We start from the raw sequence: 23,161 nt of genomic DNA on the forward strand, positions 1-23,161 counted from the left end.
TAAGTCGCAAGCGATTAGCCGAGGTCCTCAATGTCTTTGATGAAATCTTTTTGGGTCTCGGCCGTCGGGGCGATTCTAGGCGCGACCTTTTGCCTAACGACGAGCGCCACCGCGAAGCCAGCGCCGTCCCCCAGTCTTTTTGGACAACTTCCGACCGTTTATGACGCAGCGATCTCTCCGAATGGAAAAGAGATTGCCATTCTACAAAACAGTCAGGGGCAATATCTTCTCAATGTCGTCGATCTGGATGCGGCCACATCGGGCAAGGCTTTGGAGCCCCGTATTGTCAGTTTCGGAGACGGGGTGAAGCCGCAATATGTAAAATGGGTCAGTAATGACCGCGTCATGATTTCCGTCTGGCAATCACAAATATATCGGGGGATTCCGCTGAATTCCGGCTTTCTGCACACAATCGATACGCGGTCTATGAAGGCGAGGATTCTGATTGAAGGCGGCGGCGACGTCATCCGGCAGTTTAATAATGTCGTCTTAGATTGGCTTGAGGATGACCCGAACCACATCCTCATGGAATTTGCGGGCAAGAATGACGATCAGACTTGGCCCGACGTGCGTAAGGTCAATGTGAAGTCCGGCAAGAATACGCTCGTCAAGAAGCGCCTGCGCGGCGTTAATGACTGGAAAACAGATGCTGAGGGCGTTCCTCGGGTTGGCGTTGGATATCGCAAGGAAGGAGAAGAAGCCTTCATGTCCATCCAAGACCCGGTCACGGGCGATTGGGAACGGGCGGAGCATTATCCTGGAATTGATCCAGACTCCATGTCTGTAGTGGCCGTAACACAGGGCGGCAAAAGCCTCATCTTGTCCGCCTATAGAGGAAAAGATACGCGCGGGCTGCACCGCTATGACTTGGTCAATAAGACGTTCGCTGAGACGATTTACCAGAATGACGAGTATGATGTTGGCAATGTGATCCTGTCCAAGGATGGTAATGAGATTGTTGGCGCGAGCTTTGTCGCGGAGTCCACCGAACGGATTCTCTTTGACGCTTATGACAGCACTTATGAGGAAGCGCTGGCCCTGTTTGATGGGTTTGATGTCGCCTTCGTGGATCAGTCTGAGGATGCCAGCAAAATATTACTGCGAGTCAGCTCGCCCACCGATCCAGGCAATCTTTTCCTCTTTGAACGCGGCGGCAAGGTCACCCGCATTCTGAATAATTTACCGGGCTTGGATTCGGATGAGATGGGTCTTGTTATCGCCATGCGCTACACGGCCCGCGACGGCGCAAAAATTCCGGCGTTTGTCACACTCCCGCCAACCATCAACGATACACCCCAGTTCAAGAATGTGCCGACCATCATTCTACCGCACGGCGGACCCTATTCACGCGATTCAAAGCGGTTTGACTATCTGGCGCAGTTTTTCGCCACACGCGGTTACGCCGTCTTGCAGATGAATTTCCGGGGCTCAGAAGGCTATGGGAAAAGCTTTGCCGATGCGGGCCGAGACAGCTGGGTTGTGATGCAAGAGGATGTCGAGGACGGCATGCGTTGGATGTTGGAGAAGGGTTATGCTGACCCAGATAAAACCTGTATCGCGGGCTGGTCCTATGGGGGGTACGCCGCTCTGATGGGCGCGGCAAAGACGCCAGACCTTTATAAATGTTCGATTGCGATTGCTGCGCTCAGCGATATTCCCGAAGCTATTCAGGACGCCAAAAAATATAGGAATGGTGAAGCTAGGGCCGAACGGACGTTTGGAACGTTGATGGCCGATAAAGCCCTCATGCGGGCGAATAATCCGGTCGACCATGCGGACAGCATTACTATTCCCGTTTTCATGGCTCACGGAGAAGTCGATTCCGCCGTTGAATTTGATCAGTTCAAAACGATGAAGCGCCAATTAGAAAAAGCGGATGTCGACGGCACCTATATGGCGTTTGATGACGAAGACCATTACATGTCCAATCAGGCCAATCGACAGGCTATGCTAATTGGGATCGATGCGTTTCTGCGCCGGGTCAACGGCCCAAGCCCGTTTGAGAAAAAGTAGCGCGATCTAAGCCGAGCAGCTGGCCCCGCCGAGGACGCAGAATTTTGCACAATGCGGATGGTTGAGGCTGACGTCGCCTGCGGCCTCTTCTAGCGTTCCGCCCATATCGAACTGCACATCGTCCCACAGGAGTGTGCAGGCGAGGACGCGTGCTTTGACCTCCCCTTTGCGTCGCACGACCATGCGAGAACTGGCGCACATCATGCTGTTCGGGTTGACCGAGAGGATGTCCCAGCAAGCGGTCGTGATCTCCGGCACATCGACTCGCTCATCCATTTCTGGAAACAACATCACAGCCGCCGGATCATCCGCGTCGATGGGCCAGCCATGTGCGGCGATCAGGGCGCGGTAGCCGTCCCGCGCCTGCGCATCAGAATCTGAGAATAAAGCGCGCCCGGCAATATGCATGGCAAAGCCATGCTCCGACAACCAGTCGAGCCCCGGCAGTGCCTTTGCGAAAGCCCCGGCGCCCCGTTCCGTATCATGTCCGGCCGCGGTAAAATGATCGAGACTGACCCGAAGCGTCATTTGTTCGGGGAAACGTTGGTTGAGGTCCAGTAAGCCTGCTTTGACCCGCGGGCGCATCATGGGGCGCATCGCATTGGTCAGGATCAGCAGGCGGTGCCCACGCTCCAACGCCATTTCGCACAGACGGATCGCATCTGGGTTCAGAAAGGGCTCTCCGCCTGTAAAGCCGATTTCGATCGGGTCGGTTAGCTCGTCCAAAAACGGGGCCATGTCTTCGGGTGTCAGATAGATGAAGTGATCGGCGGTTGGGCTACTCAAAATGTAACAGTTGGCGCATTCAATGTTGCACAGTGATCCGGTGTTGAACCACAGGGTTTCATAGCCCCCAAACGACACGGTCGCGCGGGTTTCACCCTTGGCGGTGATGCGTGGGTCCGTAAATTTTGCGGGATCAATCAGGGCATTCATTACGGCGTCCTAACAGGGCATGTCGCGCGCGTCGCACACATTTGTGTTATTGAGGCTCGTACCCGTTTGGGGTCTGCCGAATGCGAAAGACATCGCGTAAAATGTCAGGCGTCAGGGCCGTCTCGAACGAGCCTTGTGCGACGATTTTGCCCCCGCTCAGCACGATGGCTGTGTCGCAATAACGTTGCGCCAAAGCCAGATCGTGCAGCGAAACGATCACGGTTCGACCGCGCTGGGCTTCTTGGCGCAGGGCTTCCAAAATACGCAGGACATAATGCGGATCTAGCGACGCGGTCGGCTCGTCGACGAGCAAGACAGGCGCGTCGACGGCCAAGGCGCGACCCAGAAGAACGCGGGCTTGCTCGCCGCCAGATAGAGTGCCGAAGCGGCGATCTGTCAGAGCGGTCAATCCAAGCTGTTCAATGACACGTGCCACGCGCCCCTCAGGATCTTGTCCGCCAAAGGGAAAGCGTCCCAGCGCAACAACGTCGCGCACAGAGGCCAGCGCCGGCCCGGTGCGAGTCTGTGAAAGATAGGCGAGCAAACGGGCGCGTTGTCTCGGATCGGTGATCGCCGTGCCGGAATAGCTCAGCCCGTTAATTTGCGCATCCAAAGCCCCGACAAGTGCCTTGATCAGCGTTGATTTCCCCGCGCCGTTTGGCCCGATGAGGGCAATCAACTTGCCCGCTTCAAATTGAATCGCGCCAACATCCACGCCGCCGCCGGACGGATAGTCTTTCACAATGCGGTCGACGGATAGTCCTGTGATGGCTGCCTCGGTCATGACCCGGTCCGCCGTAAGGCCAGATAAAGAAAGAAGGGCACGCCGATCAACGATGTGACGATGCCCAGATAGAGCGGTGTGCCGGGTCCGGCGCTGAGCCGCGCAATCGTGTCGGTGGCGAGCAGAAAGACGCCGCCCGCCAAGGCCGAACTGGTAATCAGCTTGGATGGATCAGGGCCCGTCACGCGCCGCATAATATGCGGCACGAACAGCCCAACAAATCCAATCGCGCCGGCCAAAGCGACACCTGATCCAATGCATAAGGCTGTGCCGATGACGATGGAGGTTTGAACGCGGGTCAGTGAGACGCCCAGGCTGGCCGCCGTATCCTCACCCAAGGCCAGCGCGCGCAAAGCCGGTCCGGTCAGGATCAGCGCGACAAGCCCGATCAAGGTCAGGGGCACAGCCACGCTCAGGCCGGCCATGTCGACATTTTCCAATGTGCCCATCAACCAATAAACGAGTTCCGATAAGGCCCATGGATTGGGCGCGAGGTTCATCAACAAGCCTGTCAACGCCGTCGCCAAAGCGCCAATGCCAATGCCGGCCAAGATCAACCCCGCCGCGCCGACCTGTCGTCGGGCCATGACCGAAATGACACCCGCTCCGATTAAAGCGCCAATAATAGCGGCGGGTAGGATGAAGCGGTTCAAACCGAAATAAAGTGCCGCCACTGCGCCGAGCGCCGCGCAGGCGGAAAAACCAAGCAAGCCCGGTGCGGCGAGGTCATTGCGCGTAAATCCTTGGAGCGCGGCCCCGGACGCGCCAAGACCAGCGCCAACGATGAGCGCACCAATCGCGCGCGGCAATCGGACCTCGCGCATGATGGCGGTGGTGGCGCTATCGGCCTGCCCCAACAGACCCGCCACTGCATCAGACATACTGATGGATGCAGGCCCAACTATGAGTGCCGCGATCAGGCAGACCAGTGCGAGGCCGACGAGACTAAAAGAAATGGAGATTCGACGGATCACTGTCTTAGTCCGTCACAGGGCCAAAATCGCGGCATTTATCCGCTGGGTGGCGTCGATCAGGCCGGGTCCGGCACAGGGCCACAGCTTGCCGGGAATTTCGAGCGTTGGGCGCGCGGCTAGGTAGCGGCGTAGAGCGCTATGCCGAACAGCGCGGTCGCTGACGCCGGCATAATTTGAGCCGAAGAAACTGGTGACAATCAGGTCGGGTTCAAACTGTAAGATGCGTTCGACGGCCGGTGTGTGCCAGCCCACCGTCTCATTCACATTGGTCCCGCCTGCCGCCCGGATAGCGGCGTCGACGAAAGTTCCGGGGCCGGCGCTGCCCCCAGATCGGCTCAAATAAAGAATACGCACGGGGTGGGTCGGTTTGGGGAGCGTGTCGAGCCGTTCGATCTGTTGGATCAAGTCAGAGACATCGATTTGGAAGCGCTCGGCGATCTTCTCGGCATTGTTAGCGACCGCTTCGAAATCTTCACCCCATTGCAATGAGACAGCCTCGGCGCGCCCAAATGTCGCATCACCGGGCCCGGTAAGCAGAGGCAGGTTTGTCTGTGCCAAAACTTCACGGCTCGGCCAAAGTCGCGGCAGGGCGTTCATCTTGGGATTCGCCGTCGAAAGGGGGCTACCCGCTTGCCAGGACAGGGCTTGTGCCCGTTCCGGGGCGAGCGTGATGAGGTAACTATCGGCGCAAAGAGAGGTGCTGCCGATAGCGTCAGCTCTGTTGGTTGAGTGCGCTGAGTCAGGCATGCAAGCCGTCAAAAAAGCCGTAAAGACGCAAAATTGGCCCAAGAAGCGCCGCATAGTTCTGGCAATGTGAGTTGCGTTGCAGCCCATAATAGCAATAGCAAACCTCTAAAGTGGGCACGCCCGCGCATGAACAGTGCGGGATTATTGCCTTCCTAGGGGTTTTAATGGCGCGGGGCCACCATCTTTGGACGCGGTTCATGTCCGTTTAGTTATTAGAAAGCCAATACTGGGCATCCTAGACCTACCACCCAGCGCGACGAGGAAAGTTTATATGTTTAAGCCTTATGATACGTCATCTTTGACATCAGCCGCCCGCCTCTACGGCTTTGAACCATCTTCGCTTGAAAGCTTTTCCGATAGTATGCAGTCCGTGCCCTTCAGCGGATCGAAGCTGATTAATCCGGTATTCTCGACGCAAGCCCCATCACTTCAGCCGGCACCTTCTGCGCCGGATTTGGGGGCCATCGCGGCCCTCTTTGAATCTGATCCGGCAACAATTTTTGCCCAAGCGCTGTTCACGGCCATGGTCGATAACGGCCATGTTTTCGAATCGCAGTCCAATGGCTGTGCGTGTTGTGGGCACGACCACGGGGTGAGCGCGAAAACGCAGATTATGAATCTGAGTGATCAGATTCAGCAGCGTCTAGATGCCGGCTTGGACATCTCTAACTTTAGCACGCTGATCGCTTCGATTTCAGAACTTGGGGACGTCGACGCGGATTTGTTTGCCAGCAGCCTAGTGGAGACAGCGAACGCATTCGCGAAAGCGATGCTCGATGCGGCCAATGAGCCTGCGGATGGCGACCTGCCTGCTGATGCGACAACAACCGGTACGATCACCATTGGCGGGTCTGCGTCTGGAACACGCGGATCAGCGACCGATGAGGATTGGTACGGGGTCGAGCTTGAAGCCGGTGTAACCTATACGTTCATCATGCTGCGAGACGGCGATAACCCGCATGAGGATCCGTTGCTGATCCTGTATGATGCGGCGGGGAATAAACTCCAAGAGAATGACGACATTGAGATCGATGGCGATACGTCCAGCGGCGAGAACCGCAACTCTTTCATCACCTTCACAGCGACCGAGTCCGGAACCTATTATCTCGGCGCGAGCGGTTGGTCGACGACGACAGGCGACTATACGCTCTATGCCGAAGAGGGCACCAATCGCCCTGATTTCACCCTCGAGCAATCAGCCTTCTTCTTGACGAGCCAATTCGACAATGAAGAAAAGTGGAACAAGACGGATCTGACCTATGATATTTCGGCTCTGTCCGATGGGGCAAAAACGCTTGCGCTGATGGCAATGGACGCTTGGGCCGAGGTTTCGGGACTCACCTTTACCGCCGCGGCCGCGGGCGCTGATCCCGATATCGATTTCAATGAAGATAATGGCGAAGATGACGCTACGCAGGCCTTTGCCAGCTCAACAACTTCTAATGGGTTCATCACATCGGTCACTGTGACCGTATCAGCGAATTGGGACACGAATTCTGACGGATCGGCCGACTATTCTCTGAATTCTTACCGGTATCAAACGTATTTGCACGAGGTCGGTCACGCCATCGGCCTGGGTCATGCCGGCCCTTATAATGGTCAGAACGTGGATGATGCTGGCATCAGCTATCATGTCTATAATCAGGACGCCTGGAACTACACAGTGATGAGCTATCGCGATCAGGGCGAAGCCGATTCAGGAACCCCCCGTCTCGTCTTGGCGCCTCAGGTTGTCGACATTATCGCCATTCAAAACTTTTACGGCGCGAATGCGCAAACACGCTCCGGCGATAACGTCTATGGTTTCAACTCAACAGAAACGGGCGTTCTTGATTTTGAAGGAACCTTCTTCAATCAAGGTATTCGGCCACCGTCTCTAGCGATCTATGATGCAGGCGGCACAGATACGCTCGATTTCTCAGGTTATTCAGCCAATCAGGTGATTAGTTTGGTCGAGGGGTCATTCTCCTCAATCGGCGATAATACCAATACGGCCTCCACCACAGATCCTTTGATCAACAATATCACAATTGCGGTTGGAACCGTGATTGAGAATGCGATTGGCGGCTCCGGCAATGATAGCTTTGTTGGAAATGGCGCGAATAATGTCTTCACGGGCAATGGCGGCAACGACACTTATGAAGGCGGCGGCGGTGACGACACGGTTGCCTTCGCACAGGGTCAAAGCAGCTATACGTTCACGCTCGACCAAACGGGCGGGCAGAATATTCTGGTCGTGACGAGTGCAACCGAAGGTGTTGACCGCATTAATCTGGCCAACGTCGAATATGTGAGTTTCAATAATGGCGCGCAATTAGTCGGCGCGAGCGCATTGGTTGGCCTAGAGCCGCCGACGCCCCCAGTCACCGACTCAACACCGCCCACGCCAACGATTCCGGCGGCCCCGACAGCCCCGACTGGATTGGCCGGTAGCAATCTGACGGAAGGCCCAGACTCGCTTGGTTTCAGCGACGCTGCGGAAGTCATTTACGGACTCGGCGGCAATGATGGTCTTGTGATGCGCGGCGGCAATGACATCGTCTTTGGCGGTGCCGGCGATGATACCATCTATGGCCAAGATGGAGATGACCAGCTCTTCGGTGACGCCGGTATCGATCGCCTGTTTGGCGGCGACGGCGATGATATTCTCGATGGCGGTGCCAGTGTCGATATTCTCGTCGGTGGGGATGGCAATGATACGCTCATCCTCGGCGATGGCAATGACACGGCCTATGGTGAAGGTGGGGATGACCTCATCTATGGCGGAGAAGGCAGCGACACCATCTTTGGCGGCGCCGGGAATGACAGAGCCGATGGCGGAGCCGGAGTTGACGTACTGATCATGGGTGACGGCAATGACACGGTTATCGCCGGTTTGGGCGATGATGTTGTTTATGGTCAGGCGGGCAACGACATTATTGATGGCGGCGATGGCAATGACACGATCTTTGGCGGCGCGGGCAATAACACTCTGTTTGGCGGTGCTGGGATTGATGTGTTGATCACGGAAGACGGCAATGACGCTATTTATGGCGGGGCCGATAATGACGTCATCTATGCGTTCGGTGGTGACGATATTGTCGATGGCGGCGATGGCAGCGATACGATCTTTGGCGGCGAAGGCAATGACACGCTACGCGGCGGCGCGGGCAATGATGTCATCGCCGATGTGTCCGGCAATGACACGCTTGACGGCGGCGACGGTAATGATGTCGTCAACGGCCTAGCCGGGAACGACCGGCTTACAGGCGGGAATGGCGATAACATCGTGCTGGGCGGTACGGGCGCGGATACCTTCTTCCAAGCGGGCACGGGCACGGACCGTATTCTGGATTTCCAAGTCGGCATTGATAAGATTGAACTGTCGACCTCGATCACGAGTTTCCAAGCGCTCATTGCGGGCGCGCAGGACATAACGGATGCAGAGGGCAATAATCTGGTGGTCCTGTCTAACGGCGATAATGGACAGTTCGTGTTGTCTAATCTGACAATTGCTGATCTGTCTGAGAGCGACTTCATCTTCACCGCCGTGGGCAATGCGGAAAGCGAGGTGGCGGACAAGTCCGGCCTATCCGCGCCGGTGTCTGAACGGCTGGACACGACTGATTTAGACGTGGTCTCGCATGATCTTGGTCTTGACCTTGAATCCGATTTCACCGCTCTGATGAGCCGCTCAGCGTTCGCGGATTACTTCGTGTCTGCTCACACGGATCTGGCCAATGGATGGCAGCAAACCAACCTGTTCGACTTCGGTTCAGACGACTGGGTCGACGCAGATATGTTCGCTTAGCTGCGTTAACCTCAGTTAACTTGCTGTAATTGCACCATTTACAAGATTGAAAAATCGATAAAGACAATCCCCTAAGGGGGGTCGTCATGACTGATATCGTAGGTACGGAAACCGCAAACTATCTCGAAGGGACGATAGAGTCCGACATTATTCGAGGGCTAGGCGGCAACGATACGCTCATAGGTTCGGGCGGCGATGACATCTTATATGGCGGCCTTGGCGACGATGTTCTGAATGGCGGTTTCGACACGGACATATTGTTCGGTGGCATCGGCAATGACCGCTTCATCTATGCGCATAATGGCGATGATCAGATGTTCGGTGGCGAGGGCGACGATTATTTCGAAATCATTGATCTGGTCGGGGCGTCATCCGCTCCGAATGTCCTGATTGATGGCGGTGATGGGGAAGACACTTATTACCACAATGAATCAGAGGCGATGAACGTCACATTCCTCGGCGGTGCCGATAATGACACGGCCCTCATCCTCAACGTCAATGAAGAGAGTCGCTTCGTCTTGGATATGGGCGCAGGCGACGATATTATTGTCATCGACGCTTTGGCGCCAAACATTGGCGGCGACGGCAATTTTACCCTGACTTTAGGGTCCGGGTCTGACCGGGTCGACTTAGTGGGGTTTGAGGTCGAGAGCACGATCACCGTCACCGATTTCGAAGTTGGTACGAGCGGCGATACGATTCGGATTGATGGGGTTTTACAGGACACGCAGTGGGATGGGCTGTCCAACCCCTTTGCCTCAGACATTCTCCGCCTTGTTCAAGACGGCGCTGATACTGTCCTTGAGGTGAATATCGGCTCAGTATCGAGCCCGAATTGGCAGAGCGCTGTGCGTCTGAATAATGTGACGGCCAGTGATTTGACGGCCAATAATATTGGCAATGGATTTCCGCTAGATGGGACAGCGCCAGCGTCTTTGGCCATCAATGGCGGCATTACGAATGATATTCTTGATGGCGGAGCCGGAGACGACAACATTCAGGGCCTAGAGGGCAATGACCGCCTGACGGGGTTTGCTGGCAATGATGACCTAGATGGCGGCTTAGGCAATGACATCCTGAACGGTGGCCTTGGCGCGGATATTCTGCGCGGCGGGGATGGGAATGACCTGTTCATCTACTCTGACAATGGCGACGATCAGATGTTCGGCGAGGCGGGCAATGACTATTTCAGTGTGACCGGCCTGACCCACGCCTCCTCCACTCCGACCCTTATGATCGATGGCGGCACGGGCAACGACACCTATTTCCACAACCTGTCAGCGGCGATGATCGTTGAATTTAATGGCGGTTCCGGCGTCGATATGGCGTCAATCCATACGCTCGCAGCCGAGAGCCAATTCACCTTAGATATGGGTGCAGGCGATGATGTTGTCTTGTTCCGCACAGTGGGGTCAGCGCAAGGCGGGCTGGGCCAATACATCGTTACTCTAGGGTCCGGCTCTGACCGGATCGACATCCAAGATTTTAATGTCGGCGGGTCCATCACCGTCACCGATTTTGAGGCAGGCGCGGGCGGCGACACGCTCGGGTTGGATGGTGTTTTGGCGGATACGCAATGGGATGGTCTGTCCAACCCTTATGGGAGCGGCTTCCTGCGATTGACCCAAGACGGGGCGGACACGGTATTGGAAGTCAATCTCGGCTCGGCCCTGAATCCAAATTGGCAAAATGCGGTTCGTTTGAACGGTGTTGAGTTGGCAAATCTGACCGCCGCGAACGTCGGAAATGGCTTTCCGCTCGACGGATCAATGCCCAGACCGACAGGGACCAATCTGACCGAGGGAGATGATATCCAGACCTTCTCTGACGCCGCAGATATTATTTACGGCCTCGGCGGTAATGATGGTCTCGTCCTGCGCGGCGGTGATGACAGTGTCTTTGGCGGCGACGGCGACGACACGATTTACGGTCAAGATGGCAATGATCAGCTCTACGGCGAGGGCGGCGTTGATCGTCTGATTGGCGGTGACGGGAATGACTTGCTCGATGGCGGTCTTGGAAATGATGTTCTTCTCGGCGGGACAGGTAATGACCGGCTGATCCTCGGCGACGGCAATGACACGGCCTATGGTGAAGACGGCGATGATTTTATTGATGGCGGCGCTGGCGGCGACACGATCTTTGGCGGCGCGGGTAATGACACGCTGCGCGGCGGGGCAGGGGATGATGTGATCGCCGACATCTCTGGCAATGATGATCTGGATGGTGGCGACGGCAATGATGTCGTCAACGCGCTGGCTGGCGATGACCGCGTTACGGGTGGGAATGGTGACAATATCGTCCTCGGCGGGACGGGCGCGGATGTGTTCTACCAAGCGGGTAGGGGTATTGACCGCATTTTGGACTTCCAGATCGGCATCGACAAAATCGAGCTATCGGCCTCGGTCGCAAGTTTTGCGGATTTGGTTGCCGCGGCGCAGGACGTGACAGATGTGAATGGCGATAGTTTCGTTATTATCTCCAACGGCGATAATGGGCAGTTTGTGCTGGCCAATCTGTCGATTGCGGACCTATCGGAAAGCGACTTCATCTTCACGACAGTCAGCGGCGCAGACAGTGCCGAGGCGGCGAAGTCCGACTTTTCGACAGTCGTGTCTGAGCATCACGATCTATTCGCACAGGATATAGGAGTCGATCTGACCTCTGATTTTGTGGGTCGATCCGTAGTGGCTGATCGCATTGGGTCGATGCCAACAGAGTTGACGGACATGATTCTCGAAACCAACCCATTCGATGTTGGTCCAGATAGCTGGGTCATGGAGGACATGTTCGCTTAATCGTTCAATTCAGTCCCGAATTACGCCTGTCATATAAGTCTTTTAAGAGGATTGTGCAGACTGAACATTTACAACCTAAGCGGCGCGGCGCAAGCTAAGGTGGTAGGAGACGATTATGATCATCGATATTTGGGGAACCCCCGGTCCAGACGTTTATGTTGGATCGGATGGAAATGACGTTCTTAGGGGGCAGGGCGGCAATGACACGCTGCAAGGCGGTTTGGGCGATGACTTTCTACTCGGCGGTGATGATGATGACCTGCTTGAAGGCGGCGCCGGGGATGACTGGCTCGGCGGTGAACGGGGGACGGATATTCTTCGCGGTGGTGACGGTAATGATCGGCTCGATTATGTCATTGACGGCGACGATCAAATGTTTGGCGAGGCCGGAGACGACAGGTTTACCGTTTCAGTCACTGTCGCATCGCCATCCACGATCCCAACAATTTTAATAGATGGTGGGGACGGGGACGATTTATATGACGATTATGGTGGGGACGACGCTAACATCACCTTCCTCGGCGGTGATGGGGCGGATCAGGCAAACTTCTTTCAAACGGCTCTAAATTCCCAATTCAACCTGGATATGGGTTCGGGTGATGACACCATCACGTTTGATCGAAGAACGTTTTCAGGAGAAGACAGCGGCGGCGGCGTTTTCCAGATCACTCTGGGTACAGGGTCGGACCATATACACTTTGATAGCTTCGATGTTCGCAGGTCAATCACGGTCACGGACTTCGAAGTCGGGGATAGTGGGGACTCTCTGTCAATAGACGGAATTTTGGACGATACGGAATGGGACGGTAATTCCAATCCCTATGGCACTGATATACTCCGCCTGACCCAAGACGGTGCTGACGCGCTTCTAGAAGTCAATACTGGCTCAGACGCTAGCCCGAATTGGCAACAGGCCGTGCGCTTAAATGGTGTCTCAGTCGGTGATTTAACCAGCGCCAATGTTGGGGGTGGATTTAACATTGATGGATCGCCACCCGCCCCGAATGAAATCATTGGCACGGAAGAGCGCGATGAAGAGTTGGGAAGCATATTGCCCGACATCATTCGGGGGTTAGGCGGTAACGACTATATCACGGGCCGCCAAGGCAATGACGATATCGACGGGGGAGACGGCGACGATCGGATCGAAGGAAATTCAGGGAATGACATCCTCAATGGTGGCGCTGGACGTGATTATCTGGTCGGCGGAACAGGCACAGATATACTGCGCGGCGGTGATGGCGATGACACACTTATTGACGACGGGGCTGGCGGGGCTCAACTCTATGGCGAGGCCGGAAATGATAAATTCATAATCGAGGGGTCCACGACCCTTCCATCCGTTCAGACGGTTCTGATTGATGGGGGCGACGGACTTGACTTTTATTCCCACAATGCTGCCAGCCCAATGAATGTCACGTTCTTAGGCGGTGCAGATAGAGATGGCGTGGCTGTCAATAGCACATTTATGGGTGAGAGCCTCGCTAACCACTTCACGCTCGATATGGGAAGCGGTGATGATAATGTTTATATTGGAGGGTACGGTCGTGGGACACATATTATCACTCTCGGCTCCGGGGCGGATCGTCTCGATTTGAATGGTTTCAACTCTGAGGGATCCGTAACTGTGACGGATTTCGAAGCAGGCGAGGGTGGCGACAGGATTAATCTCGATGATATTCTGTCCGACACATCTTGGGATGGCGAAGCCAACCCTTTTGCCGATGGAGGTTTTCTCCGCTTCGTACAGATTGGCTCCGATACGGTCATAGAGGCCAATATCCAATCCTCGGGTTCTTCAGATAATTGGCAGGAAGTTGTTCGTCTATCACAGGTAAGTGTAACGGACCTGGTTGACGCTAATTATGAAGGCGACTTTGCGATTGATGGAACGCCCCCCCCTCCCCCCCCGGTCAACCTCAGCCTGACGGAGGGCGATGACGTTGAGACGTTCGGCGATGGGGCGGATAGAGTTTATGCTCTTGGCGGAGACGATGTGATCAACATGACAGGCGGTGATGACTTTGTAGATGGCGGCGCTGGCGATGATGAGCTTTACTTAGGGGCTGGCAACGACCGCGCGAATGGCGGCACTGGAGATGACATTATCTACGGTGAGGGCGGTGATGATCGCATACGTGGCGAAGCTGGAAACAATCGGCTTTTCGGCGGTGATGGCGACGATGTTCTCACCGGGGATATCGACAATGATCTCCTCGTTGGGGGCAATGGGAATGACATACTACAACTCGATAACGGCGATAATGCTGCCTATGGCGATGCAGGTGACGACGCCATTTATGGCGGGAGTGGGAATGACACGATCTTTGGCGGTGACGGCGATGATTTAGGGTTTGGCGAGGCTGGCATTGACGTGCTCGTGATGGGCGATGGCAATGACACTGTCTCCGCAGGGGCGGGCGACGATGTCGTTTATGGTCAGGCCGGCAATGACGTGATTGAGGGTGGTGACGGCAACGACACACTTTTTGGCGGGTCAGGCAATAACTCACTCGCAGGCGGGGCTGGCATTGACGTGCTTGTCGCGGAAGACGGCAATGACACACTCCTTGGCGGCGCGGATAATGATTTTCTCTACGGCTTTGGCGGTGACGATATTATCGATGGCGGCGAGGGCGGAGACACGATCTTTGGCGGTGACGGCAATGACACGCTACGCGGCGGGGCGGGCGATGATGTGATCGCCGATATTTCCGGCGACGATGATCTGGACGGCGGCGACGGCAATGACGTTGTCAACGGCTTGGCTGGGGATGATCGAGTTACGGGCGGCAATGGCGACAATATCGTGCTCGGCGGTACCGGGGCTGACACTTTCTATCAGGCTGGCACCGGCATTGACCGGATTCTGGATTTCCAAATCGGCATCGACAAGATCGAATTGTCGAGTTCCGTGACGAGCTTTCAAGCCCTAATTGCGGGTGCGGAAGATATTACAGATACGAACGGTAACAGTTTCGTCGTTCTCTCCAACGGCGATAGTGGGATGTTCGTGTTGTCCAATCTGTCGGCGGCAGACCTGTCTGAGAGCGATTTCATTTTTGCTACCACGAGCAGCGCAGAAAGTGCGGAGGCGGCGAAGTCCGATCTATCCGCGCCGGTGTCAGAACATGATGATCTGTTTACGCAGGACCTAGCGACCGATCTCGAGACTGACTTTGCAGCACTGATGGGACGATCAGCCTTTGCTGATGACGTCGCATCTATTCCGGCGGCACTGACCGATGCCTTCTTCGAAACTAGCCCATTCGACGTCGTCCCAGACAGTTGGGTCGAGCCGGACCTGTTCGCCTAGCACTCTGTTCAGCCCAGAATTAAGCCTGTCATACACGTCGGTTCAGAGGATTGTGCAGACTGAATATTTATAAGCTAGGTGGCGAACCGCAATCTAAAGTAGTAGGAGATCATTGATGACAGATATCATTGGCACAGAAGATCCAGACACACTGACGGGCACGGAGGGTGATGACACTATTCGTGGTCTGGGGGGCAATGACATTCTGAATGGCTTAGGGGGTGACGACCTTCTTGAAGGCGGCTCCGGCGATGATCAAATCGAAGGTCGTGACGGAAATGACACTCTGGAGGGTGGTTCCGGCAGCGATTTTCTCGACGGTGGTTTAGGGACGGATATTCTTCGTGGCGGGGAGGGGAACGACCGCTTAACTTATGATCGCGACGGCGACGATCAGATGTTCGGTGAAGTTGGCGATGATTTTTTTTCGGTCAGCGTGTCTCCAATATATTTATCATCGACCCCGACAATTCTGGCCGATGGCGGTGAAGGTGCCGATACATTTTCCTTCTCAGGGTCTGTGGCAGCCAATGTCACTTTCCTAGGCGGCAACGGGGCCGACGTCGCCCGAGTGTCTGCTTTGGGTGCAGATCCACAGCTAACCCTTGATATGGGCGCTGGGGACGACATCGTGACTTTCCAGAACTTTTTCGGTGAGGGTGGAGGCGGCGTTTTTCAGATTACGCTCGGACCGGGCTCGGACCGGATTGAAATCGACAGCTTTGATGTTGATGGCTCCATCACGATCACGGATTTCGAAGTCGGGGCCGGTGGGGACACTGTTTCTATAGGTGGAATACTCGACGACACGGCCTGGGATGGTTCGTCCAACCCGTTTAGTAATCTACTACGCTTGGTTCAAAACGGACCCGACAGCGTTCTCGAGGTAAATCTTGGATCCGAATCTGCCCCGGATTGGCAGGAAGCTGTACGCTTGAATGGCGTGTCTGTCGGCGATCTCACAAGTGCCTCTATCGGCAGCGGGTTTGCGCTTGATGGCTCCGCAATGGCTCCGAATGAAATCATGGGCACAGACGGGCCCGAAATAATTAACGGCACAATAATGCCCGATATTCTCCGGGGCTTGGGCGATGACGATCAGTTGTTCGGGTTCCAGGGAAATGACGAACTTTATGGCGGTGTTGGTGATGATAGATTGTCTGGCGGGAGTGGGAACGACATTGTCGATGGCGGGGCCGGGGACGACAGCCTTGATGGCGATTTCGGCAATGACATATTGATTGGCGGAGACGGGGATGACCGCTTCCAGTCTTACAGTGGCAATGACCAGATGTTTGGCGGCGCCGGCGACGACACATTTACACTCGCGAGCCCCAGTGCCGTTGAAGATGTTTTCACCGTGCTAATGGATGGAGGTGAGGGCGACGATGGCTTCATCTATTGGGGCCTAAACACAGTGTTCAGCACATTCTTGGGCGGAGAGGGTTCAGATTTTGCGGCGTTACGCGGTGGATTTTTGGGGGCCCTCAATGACAGCGTCGTCACGGTTGATATGGGCGATGGTGATGACAATGTGGGAGTCGTGGACTTTGGTCAGACGACCTATGTGATCACGCTTGGTGCCGGTTCGGATGCTCTTAGATTGGGGAGCGGGTTCAATCCAGATTCGACGGTGATTGTTACAGATTTCGAAGCCGGGGTCGGTGGTGATACAATCAATCTCAGCGGCCTTCTTTCGGCGACCGAATGGGATTTCGTTTCGAACCCGTTTGCCAGCGATCTTCTCCGCTTCGTTCAGTTTGGTGCGGATACAGTTTTAGAGGTCAATATCGGATCCTTAGCCAACGCAAATTGGCAAGAGGCGGCTCGCCTGGAAGGCGTCAATGTAAACGATATCGTTGATGCCAATATCGAAGATGATTTCCCCTTACAGGGACCCTCTACGCCATCGACACCAACAATTGCGGCAGCACCCATCGTTCCAACAGGGTTGGCGGGCACAGATCTGACGGACGGGGACGACGTCCAAGGCTTCTCTGAGGCCCCTGGGGTTATCTATAGCCTTGGCGGCGATGATGGTCTGGTCATGACTGATAGTGACGACATCGTCTTTGGTGGTGACGGCAATGACATCATCTACGGCCAATTCGGCAACGACCAGCTCTACGGCGAAGCGGGTATAGATCGCCTGATCGGCGGCGATGGCAATGACATTTTGGACGGCGGGAGCGGTGATGATGTCCTGCTCGGCGGCACGGGCAATGACACGCTCGTGCTCGGCGATGGCGACGACACAGCCTATGCTGAAGGCGGTGACGATTTCGTCTATGGCGGGGCTGGCAATGACACAATTTTCGGCGGAGCCGGGAATGATACCGTCGACGCCGGAGATGGAATTGACGTCGTTATAGCCGGGGATGGTAATGACATAGTGGTCGCCGGGCTGGGTGATGACACCGTTTATGGTCAGGGTGGCAACGACCTGATCGATGGCGGTGAGGGCAACGACACGATTTTCGGTGGGGACGGGAACAACACGCTGGTCGGTGGTGCGGGCATTGATGTGCTCATTGCCGGAGACGGTGTCGACGCCATTTATGGCGGCGCGGGCGGGGACGCTCTCTATGGTTTTGGCGCGAATGATTTCCTCAGTGGCGGTGACGGTGGCGACTCGATGTTTGGCGGTGACGGCCACGACACGATGAATGGCGGCGCGGATGATGATCTTCTCTTTGGTGAGGCGGGCAATGACCGTCTTGATGGCGATGAAGGAAATGATGTCGTTAATGGGATGTCCGGCGATGATTATCTCACGGGCGGGAATGGCGACAATGTCATCTTTGGCGGCACGGGTGCCGACATTTTCTACCAATCTGGCACCGGGATTGACCGGATCTGGGACTTTGAGATCGGCGTCGACAAAATAGAATTGTCAGCCTCAGTGACAAGCTTCCAAGCGCTGATCGATGGGGCTGAGAATGTCACGGTCAATGGCGGGGAGTTCGTCGTTCTCTCCAACGGCGATAATGGGATGTTCGTGCTGTCCAATCTGTCTGCGGCAGACCTGTCTGAGAGCGATTTTATTTTTGCTGCCACGAGCAGCGCAGAAAGTGCCGAGGCGGCGAAGTCCGATCTATCCGCGCTGGTGTCAGAACATGATGATCTGTTTACGCAGGACCTAGCGATCGATCTCGAGACTGACTTTGCAGCACTGATGGGACGATCAGCCTTTGCTAATGACGTCGTATCTATTCCGGCAGCACTGACCGATGTCTTCTTCGAAACTAGCCCATTCGACGTCGTCCCAGACAGTTGGGTCGAGCCGGACCTGTTCGCCTAGCTGCCGAACGTATTTTTACAGGGTCGACCGCTGATCCTGAACAACATCGCAAAGCCGATACTAGAACGCCCCCTTACACGGATTAAGGCGGCAGGAGACGATTGATGCCGGACATTATTGGTACAGAGGGTGATGACGTACTTGAGGGGACTGATGGCGACGATACCCTTCAGGGCTTGGGTGGAAATGACTTCCTCGACGGTCTTGGAGGGGATGATGTCATTGAGGGCGGTGCCGGAGACGATAGGCTTCTTGGCAGCGCCGGTGAGGATACGCTCGAAGGGGGCTCTGGCGATGATATTCTCGATGGCGGCAACGGTACGGACATTCTTCATGGGGGCACCGGAAACGACCGTTTTAGCTATTTCCAAGATGGTGATGACCAAATGTTTGGCGGGGCTGGGAATGACATTTTTTCTATCGCCATTAGTTTCGGCCTGCAATCGCCACCGACAATTCTGATCGACGGCGGCGCTGGGGATGATAGTTATATTCACAGCGCCGGTCAGGCCGCAAACATGACTTTCTCAGGGGGCTCCGGGTCAGACTATATTAGTATCTCCAGTGACAGCGTAAACTCACGCTTCACTTTTGATATGGGTTCCGGCGACGACACGATTGTTTTCCAAGACAATAGTGGAATAGGCGCGCAAGGAATTTTTCTGATGACCCTCGGCACCGGCTCGGACAGGGTTGTCATAAACGGCTTTAATGTCATCGGGTCTATCACGATCACCGATTTTGAAGCTGGCGATGACGGTGATTTCCTATCGATCAGCGGAATATTGGCGGATACGGCTTGGGACGGTAATTCCAATCCTTATGGCAGCAATATACTCCGTCTAACCCAAGACGGCACAGATGCTCTTTTGGAGGTCAATCTTGGGACTGAGTCCAGTCCGGATTGGCAAGAGGCCGCCCGCCTCAACGGTGTTTCAGTTGGGGATTTGACAAGCGCGAATGTCGGAGAAGGGTTCGCCCTTGATGGATCCGAGCCGGACCCGAACGAGATTTTTGGTACCGAGTCCAGTGACGGAATTCGCGGGACATTATTGCCCGATATTATTCTAGGCCTAGGTGGACAAGATCAACTGTACGGCCTCCAAGGCAATGATTTTCTGGATGGAGGGGCTGGGGATGACTTACTGGAGGGCGGTCCAGGATCGGACATTTTGCGTGGAGGCGATGGGAACGACACTTTCAGATATAGGGACGGCGGTGGTGACCAAATGTTTGGCGGAGACGGAAATGATCGCTTCGAAATTACAGATTGGTCTCTCGTCCCGATAGTTCACTCTATTATGATTGACGCAGGTGATGGAGACGACACTTACCTACACCGAAGTCCTAACAGCATGAACGTTACTTTTCTGGGCGGAGACGGCTCTGATTATGCGCAGATCTTTAACGAATCTAATGACGAAGGCGTGCTGAGCAGCTTCATGCTGGATATGGGCGCAGGGAACGATGATATCCTCATAAGCGAATATGGTCGGGGGACATATGTGATTGCTCTGGGCTCTGGCTCAGACCTGCTGGCACTGTCTGGCGTCAACCGTGAGGGGTCCATAACTGTTACTGATTTCCAAGTGGGCCCGAATGGAGATCGACTTAGCCTCGAAGGCATACTCTTTGGAACACATTGGGACCGTGAATCAAACCCGTTTGCGACTGGCTTTCTCCGTCTTACTCAGGACGGCGCAGATACTATCATAGAAATCAATAAAATATCTTCATTTCCATCAAACTCTCCAGATGATTGGCAAGAGGCTGCCCGTCTATTGAATGTGAATGTCACGGATCTGGTTGACGCCAATATCGTTAATGATTTTCCATTGGATGGGTCGCCGTCCACAGTCGTGACCCCGCTGAATTTGACGGAAGGGCCGGATCTGCAGGCTTTCACTGATGGGCTGGATGACGTGTACGGTCTTGGTGGGGATGATGGTCTTGTCATGCGTGCGGGTAATGATCGCGCCTACGGTGGTGAGGGCGATGATATTATTTATGGTCAGGATGGCGATGATACGTTGAGCGGCGATGCGGGCGTTGACCGCCTCTTCGGTGGGCGTGGCGACGATCGTCTCCACGGTGGCGATGATGCCGACGTGCTTATCGGAGGCGCGGGCAATGATAGCATATTCGGCGACGATGGTGATGATACCATCTATGCCGAAGACGGTAACGACGCCATTTATGGCGGCAATGGAAATGATACCATCTTTGGTGGGGCCGGGGATGATGGAGCTTTTGGCGACGCGGGGATCGACGTCTTCATTATGGGCGACGGCCGAGATAACGTCCTCGCCGGAGCTGGGGATGATGTCATCTATGGCCAGACGGGCAATGACACCCTTGATGGGGGTTCAGGCAACGATACGATTTTTGGCGGCGGAGGCGATAATAGATTGTTTGGCGGAGCCGGCATTGATGTGCTGATTGCCGAAGACGGTGACGACATTCTTCTGGGCGGCGCGGATAATGACGTGATTTATGCGTTTGGTGGTGACGACATTGTCGATGGCGACGACGGTAGCGATACGATCTTTGGCGGCGAAGGTAATGACACGCTACGCGGTGGCGCGGGTGATGACGTGATCGCCGATATTTCCGGCGACGATGATCTGGACGGCGGCGACGGCAATGACGTTGTCAACGGCTTGGCCGGGGATGACCGGGTAACGGGCGGCAATGGCGATAATATCGTTCTCGGCGGGACGGGCGCGGATACTTTCTATCAGGCAGGCACCGGAATTGACCGGATTCTGGATTTCCAGATCGGTATCGATAAAATTGAGCTGTCGAGTTCCGTGACGAGCTTCCAGGCTCTGATCGCAGGCGCGCAAGACATTACGGACATGAATGGCAACAGCTTTGTGATCCTGTCCAACGGCGACAATGGGATGTTCGTGCTGTCCAATCTGTCGGCGGCAGACCTGTCTGAGAGCGATTTTATTTTTGCTGCCACGAGCAGCGCAGAAAGTGCGGAGGCGGCGAAGTCCGATCTATCCGCGCCCGTGTCAGAAAGCATAGGCCAAAGTGATCAGGCCGATACGGGTTTGGATTTAAATGTCGATTTCAGTGCGGACTTCGTGGCCCTGCTTGGCAGACAAGATCTGTTCGAACCCGGCCTAACCGATGTCACAGACATGATCTTCCGGGGTGATCTGTTCGACTTTGATGCGGGCCACGCCTTCGTCGAGGATGTGCTTCTCTAGAACTTTTCGATGCAGGCGAAATTGCGGGGTTAAGCGCCTACGGTCTGTGTGCGGTCAAGGTCGCTCTCTTGGATATCATCGCTATCTTGGACAGTCTCTACTGGCTTTGGACGCCTTGGCTTGAGCTGTAGGGCTGACTTCTCAACGAGATGCCAAGAGATGATAGCGAACAGACTTGTCGGAATCAGACTCATAAAGACGAAAAGCAGAAAGTTTTCGCGCAGGAATGTGGCGCCAAACAGAGCGATGATCCCTTGCTGTACTGGGAATGCATAGAGGTAGAGGCCATAGGAGTAATCGCCTCGATCCGTGATGGCGCGAAACCAATTATTGGCGGGCGCAATGAGCGCGAAGGTTAGGGTCAGATAAGGAATTAAAATGATTCCGGGCCAGTAGGAGAGGCCGGCCCGGTCAAAGGGGATCATGGCGAACAGCACGAATGTAACGATGGCCACGTCCATGCGTAGAAACCGTTCCAAGCGGTAGATCGCAACAGCCGACCCAATCCAAAAATAGGTCATGAGCTGCGCCGCGGCCAACCATTCCGAGCCCCAGACAATATGTTGATTGCGGATATCGATCGGAACGTCACGACCCCAGATATCCAAGCCCATCCAGGCGGCAATGAAGGCGACTATCAGTGGAAGCCCGATCCAGCGCAGCCGGCTTATAATGACTAGGGTTGGCGCCACGAAATAGGCAACAAATTCAACTGGTAGTGTCCAAAGTGATCCGTTCACCGCGTGTGCATATGGATTGTCGGCGAATACGAGCGGGAGAACATAGCGGGGTTTGAGGAAAATATTCCAGAAATAATCGCCATATTGCAGGTGCGCGAAATATTCTTGGTGTCCCATGGTTGTGAAGGCGGGACCGATCACCAGAGCCGTGAAAATGACGCAAAGAATGAGCGCTGGGAAAATGCGCAAACAACGCCGCGCGGCGAACCGGAACAGGTTCGGGTCGTAGCTCCAGCTTTGCGCGATCAGATATCCGGACACGACGAAGAAGATCTTCACCCCGAGCGTGTGCACGGACATATAGAGAGACGTCGATGCGGGTAGGCCCAGCAGCACAAAGGCATGACCCCAGATCACCAAGACGGCGCCAAACAAACGGATCGAGTCGAAATTATTTCTGAACGATCTCAGGGTGATGTCTCCGGTCAAAACCCGATCATTTTTAGGGGCGGGTGCGTTTCATTAGCCAGTGTTGGCGCGCCGCACAATCAACGATCCTTAAGCGCGATGTGAAGGATAGCGACTAGCCGTCCTATCGCCCGAT

The 23,161-nt window shown here is 55.1% G+C and carries 11 protein-coding genes; 6 read left to right on the top strand and 5 right to left on the bottom strand.

The genetic code is table 11. The features are described from left to right. Positions 1-39: 39 nt before the first annotated feature. On the top strand, positions 40-2,013 hold the full coding sequence (locus QQL54_RS10410; RefSeq protein ID WP_284390377.1) for an alpha/beta hydrolase family protein: 1,974 nt from the start codon (positions 40-42) through the stop codon (positions 2,011-2,013). Between the two features lie 6 nt (positions 2,014-2,019). On the opposite strand, the gene QQL54_RS10415 is transcribed toward QQL54_RS10410, so the two are convergent. The 4 genes from QQL54_RS10415 to QQL54_RS10430 are packed head-to-tail and all read right to left on the bottom strand — an operon-like array spanning position 2,020 to position 5,454. Next, the gene (locus QQL54_RS10415) at positions 2,020-2,949 is read right to left on the bottom strand and encodes a radical SAM protein (RefSeq protein WP_284390380.1); all 930 of its coding nucleotides are present in this window, start codon (positions 2,947-2,949) and stop codon (positions 2,020-2,022) included. Positions 2,950-2,995: 46 nt separating this feature from the next. Then, positions 2,996-3,733, bottom strand: a complete 738-nt coding sequence (locus QQL54_RS10420; protein ID WP_284390382.1) for an ABC transporter ATP-binding protein — start codon at positions 3,731-3,733, stop codon at positions 2,996-2,998. Continuing rightward, entirely contained in the window at positions 3,730-4,707 is a 978-nt protein-coding gene (locus tag QQL54_RS10425; protein WP_284390383.1) for a FecCD family ABC transporter permease, read from the bottom strand. Before QQL54_RS10425 ends, QQL54_RS10420 begins: the two co-directional genes overlap by 4 nt. Before the next feature lie 12 nt (positions 4,708-4,719). Continuing rightward, complete coding sequence (locus tag QQL54_RS10430; protein WP_284390385.1) at positions 4,720-5,454, bottom strand: substrate-binding domain-containing protein; 735 nt, start codon at positions 5,452-5,454, stop codon at positions 4,720-4,722. Between the two features lie 271 nt (positions 5,455-5,725). On the opposite strand from QQL54_RS10430, the gene QQL54_RS10435 reads away from it, so the two are divergent. The 5 genes from QQL54_RS10435 (at position 5,726) to QQL54_RS10455 (ending at position 21,877) form a co-directional block, all read left to right on the top strand. Next, positions 5,726-9,244, top strand: a complete 3,519-nt coding sequence (locus QQL54_RS10435) for a M10 family metallopeptidase C-terminal domain-containing protein (RefSeq protein WP_284390387.1) — start codon at positions 5,726-5,728, stop codon at positions 9,242-9,244. A gap of 86 nt (positions 9,245-9,330) precedes the next feature. Then, positions 9,331-12,042, top strand: coding sequence for a calcium-binding protein (locus QQL54_RS10440; protein WP_284390389.1), 2,712 nt, complete (start codon positions 9,331-9,333; stop codon positions 12,040-12,042). A 115-nt stretch (positions 12,043-12,157) separates the two neighbouring features. Further along, positions 12,158-15,358, top strand: a complete 3,201-nt coding sequence (locus QQL54_RS10445; RefSeq protein WP_284390391.1) for a calcium-binding protein — start codon at positions 12,158-12,160, stop codon at positions 15,356-15,358. A 115-nt stretch (positions 15,359-15,473) separates the two neighbouring features. Then, complete coding sequence (locus QQL54_RS10450) at positions 15,474-18,659, top strand: calcium-binding protein (protein ID WP_284390393.1); 3,186 nt, start codon at positions 15,474-15,476, stop codon at positions 18,657-18,659. 104 nt (positions 18,660-18,763) lie between these two features. Further along, a complete protein-coding gene (locus tag QQL54_RS10455; protein ID WP_284390395.1) occupies positions 18,764-21,877 on the top strand; it encodes a calcium-binding protein in 3,114 nt (1,037 codons plus the stop codon). A 29-nt stretch (positions 21,878-21,906) separates the two neighbouring features. On the opposite strand, the gene QQL54_RS10460 is transcribed toward QQL54_RS10455, so the two are convergent. After that, positions 21,907-23,046, bottom strand: a complete 1,140-nt coding sequence (locus QQL54_RS10460) for an acyltransferase family protein (RefSeq protein WP_284390397.1) — start codon at positions 23,044-23,046, stop codon at positions 21,907-21,909. Positions 23,047-23,161: the final 115 nt, after the last annotated feature.

The sequence above is a fragment of the Algimonas ampicilliniresistens genome (assembly GCF_030159955.1).
GTDB classification, from domain to species: domain Bacteria; phylum Pseudomonadota; class Alphaproteobacteria; order Caulobacterales; family Maricaulaceae; genus Litorimonas; species Litorimonas ampicilliniresistens.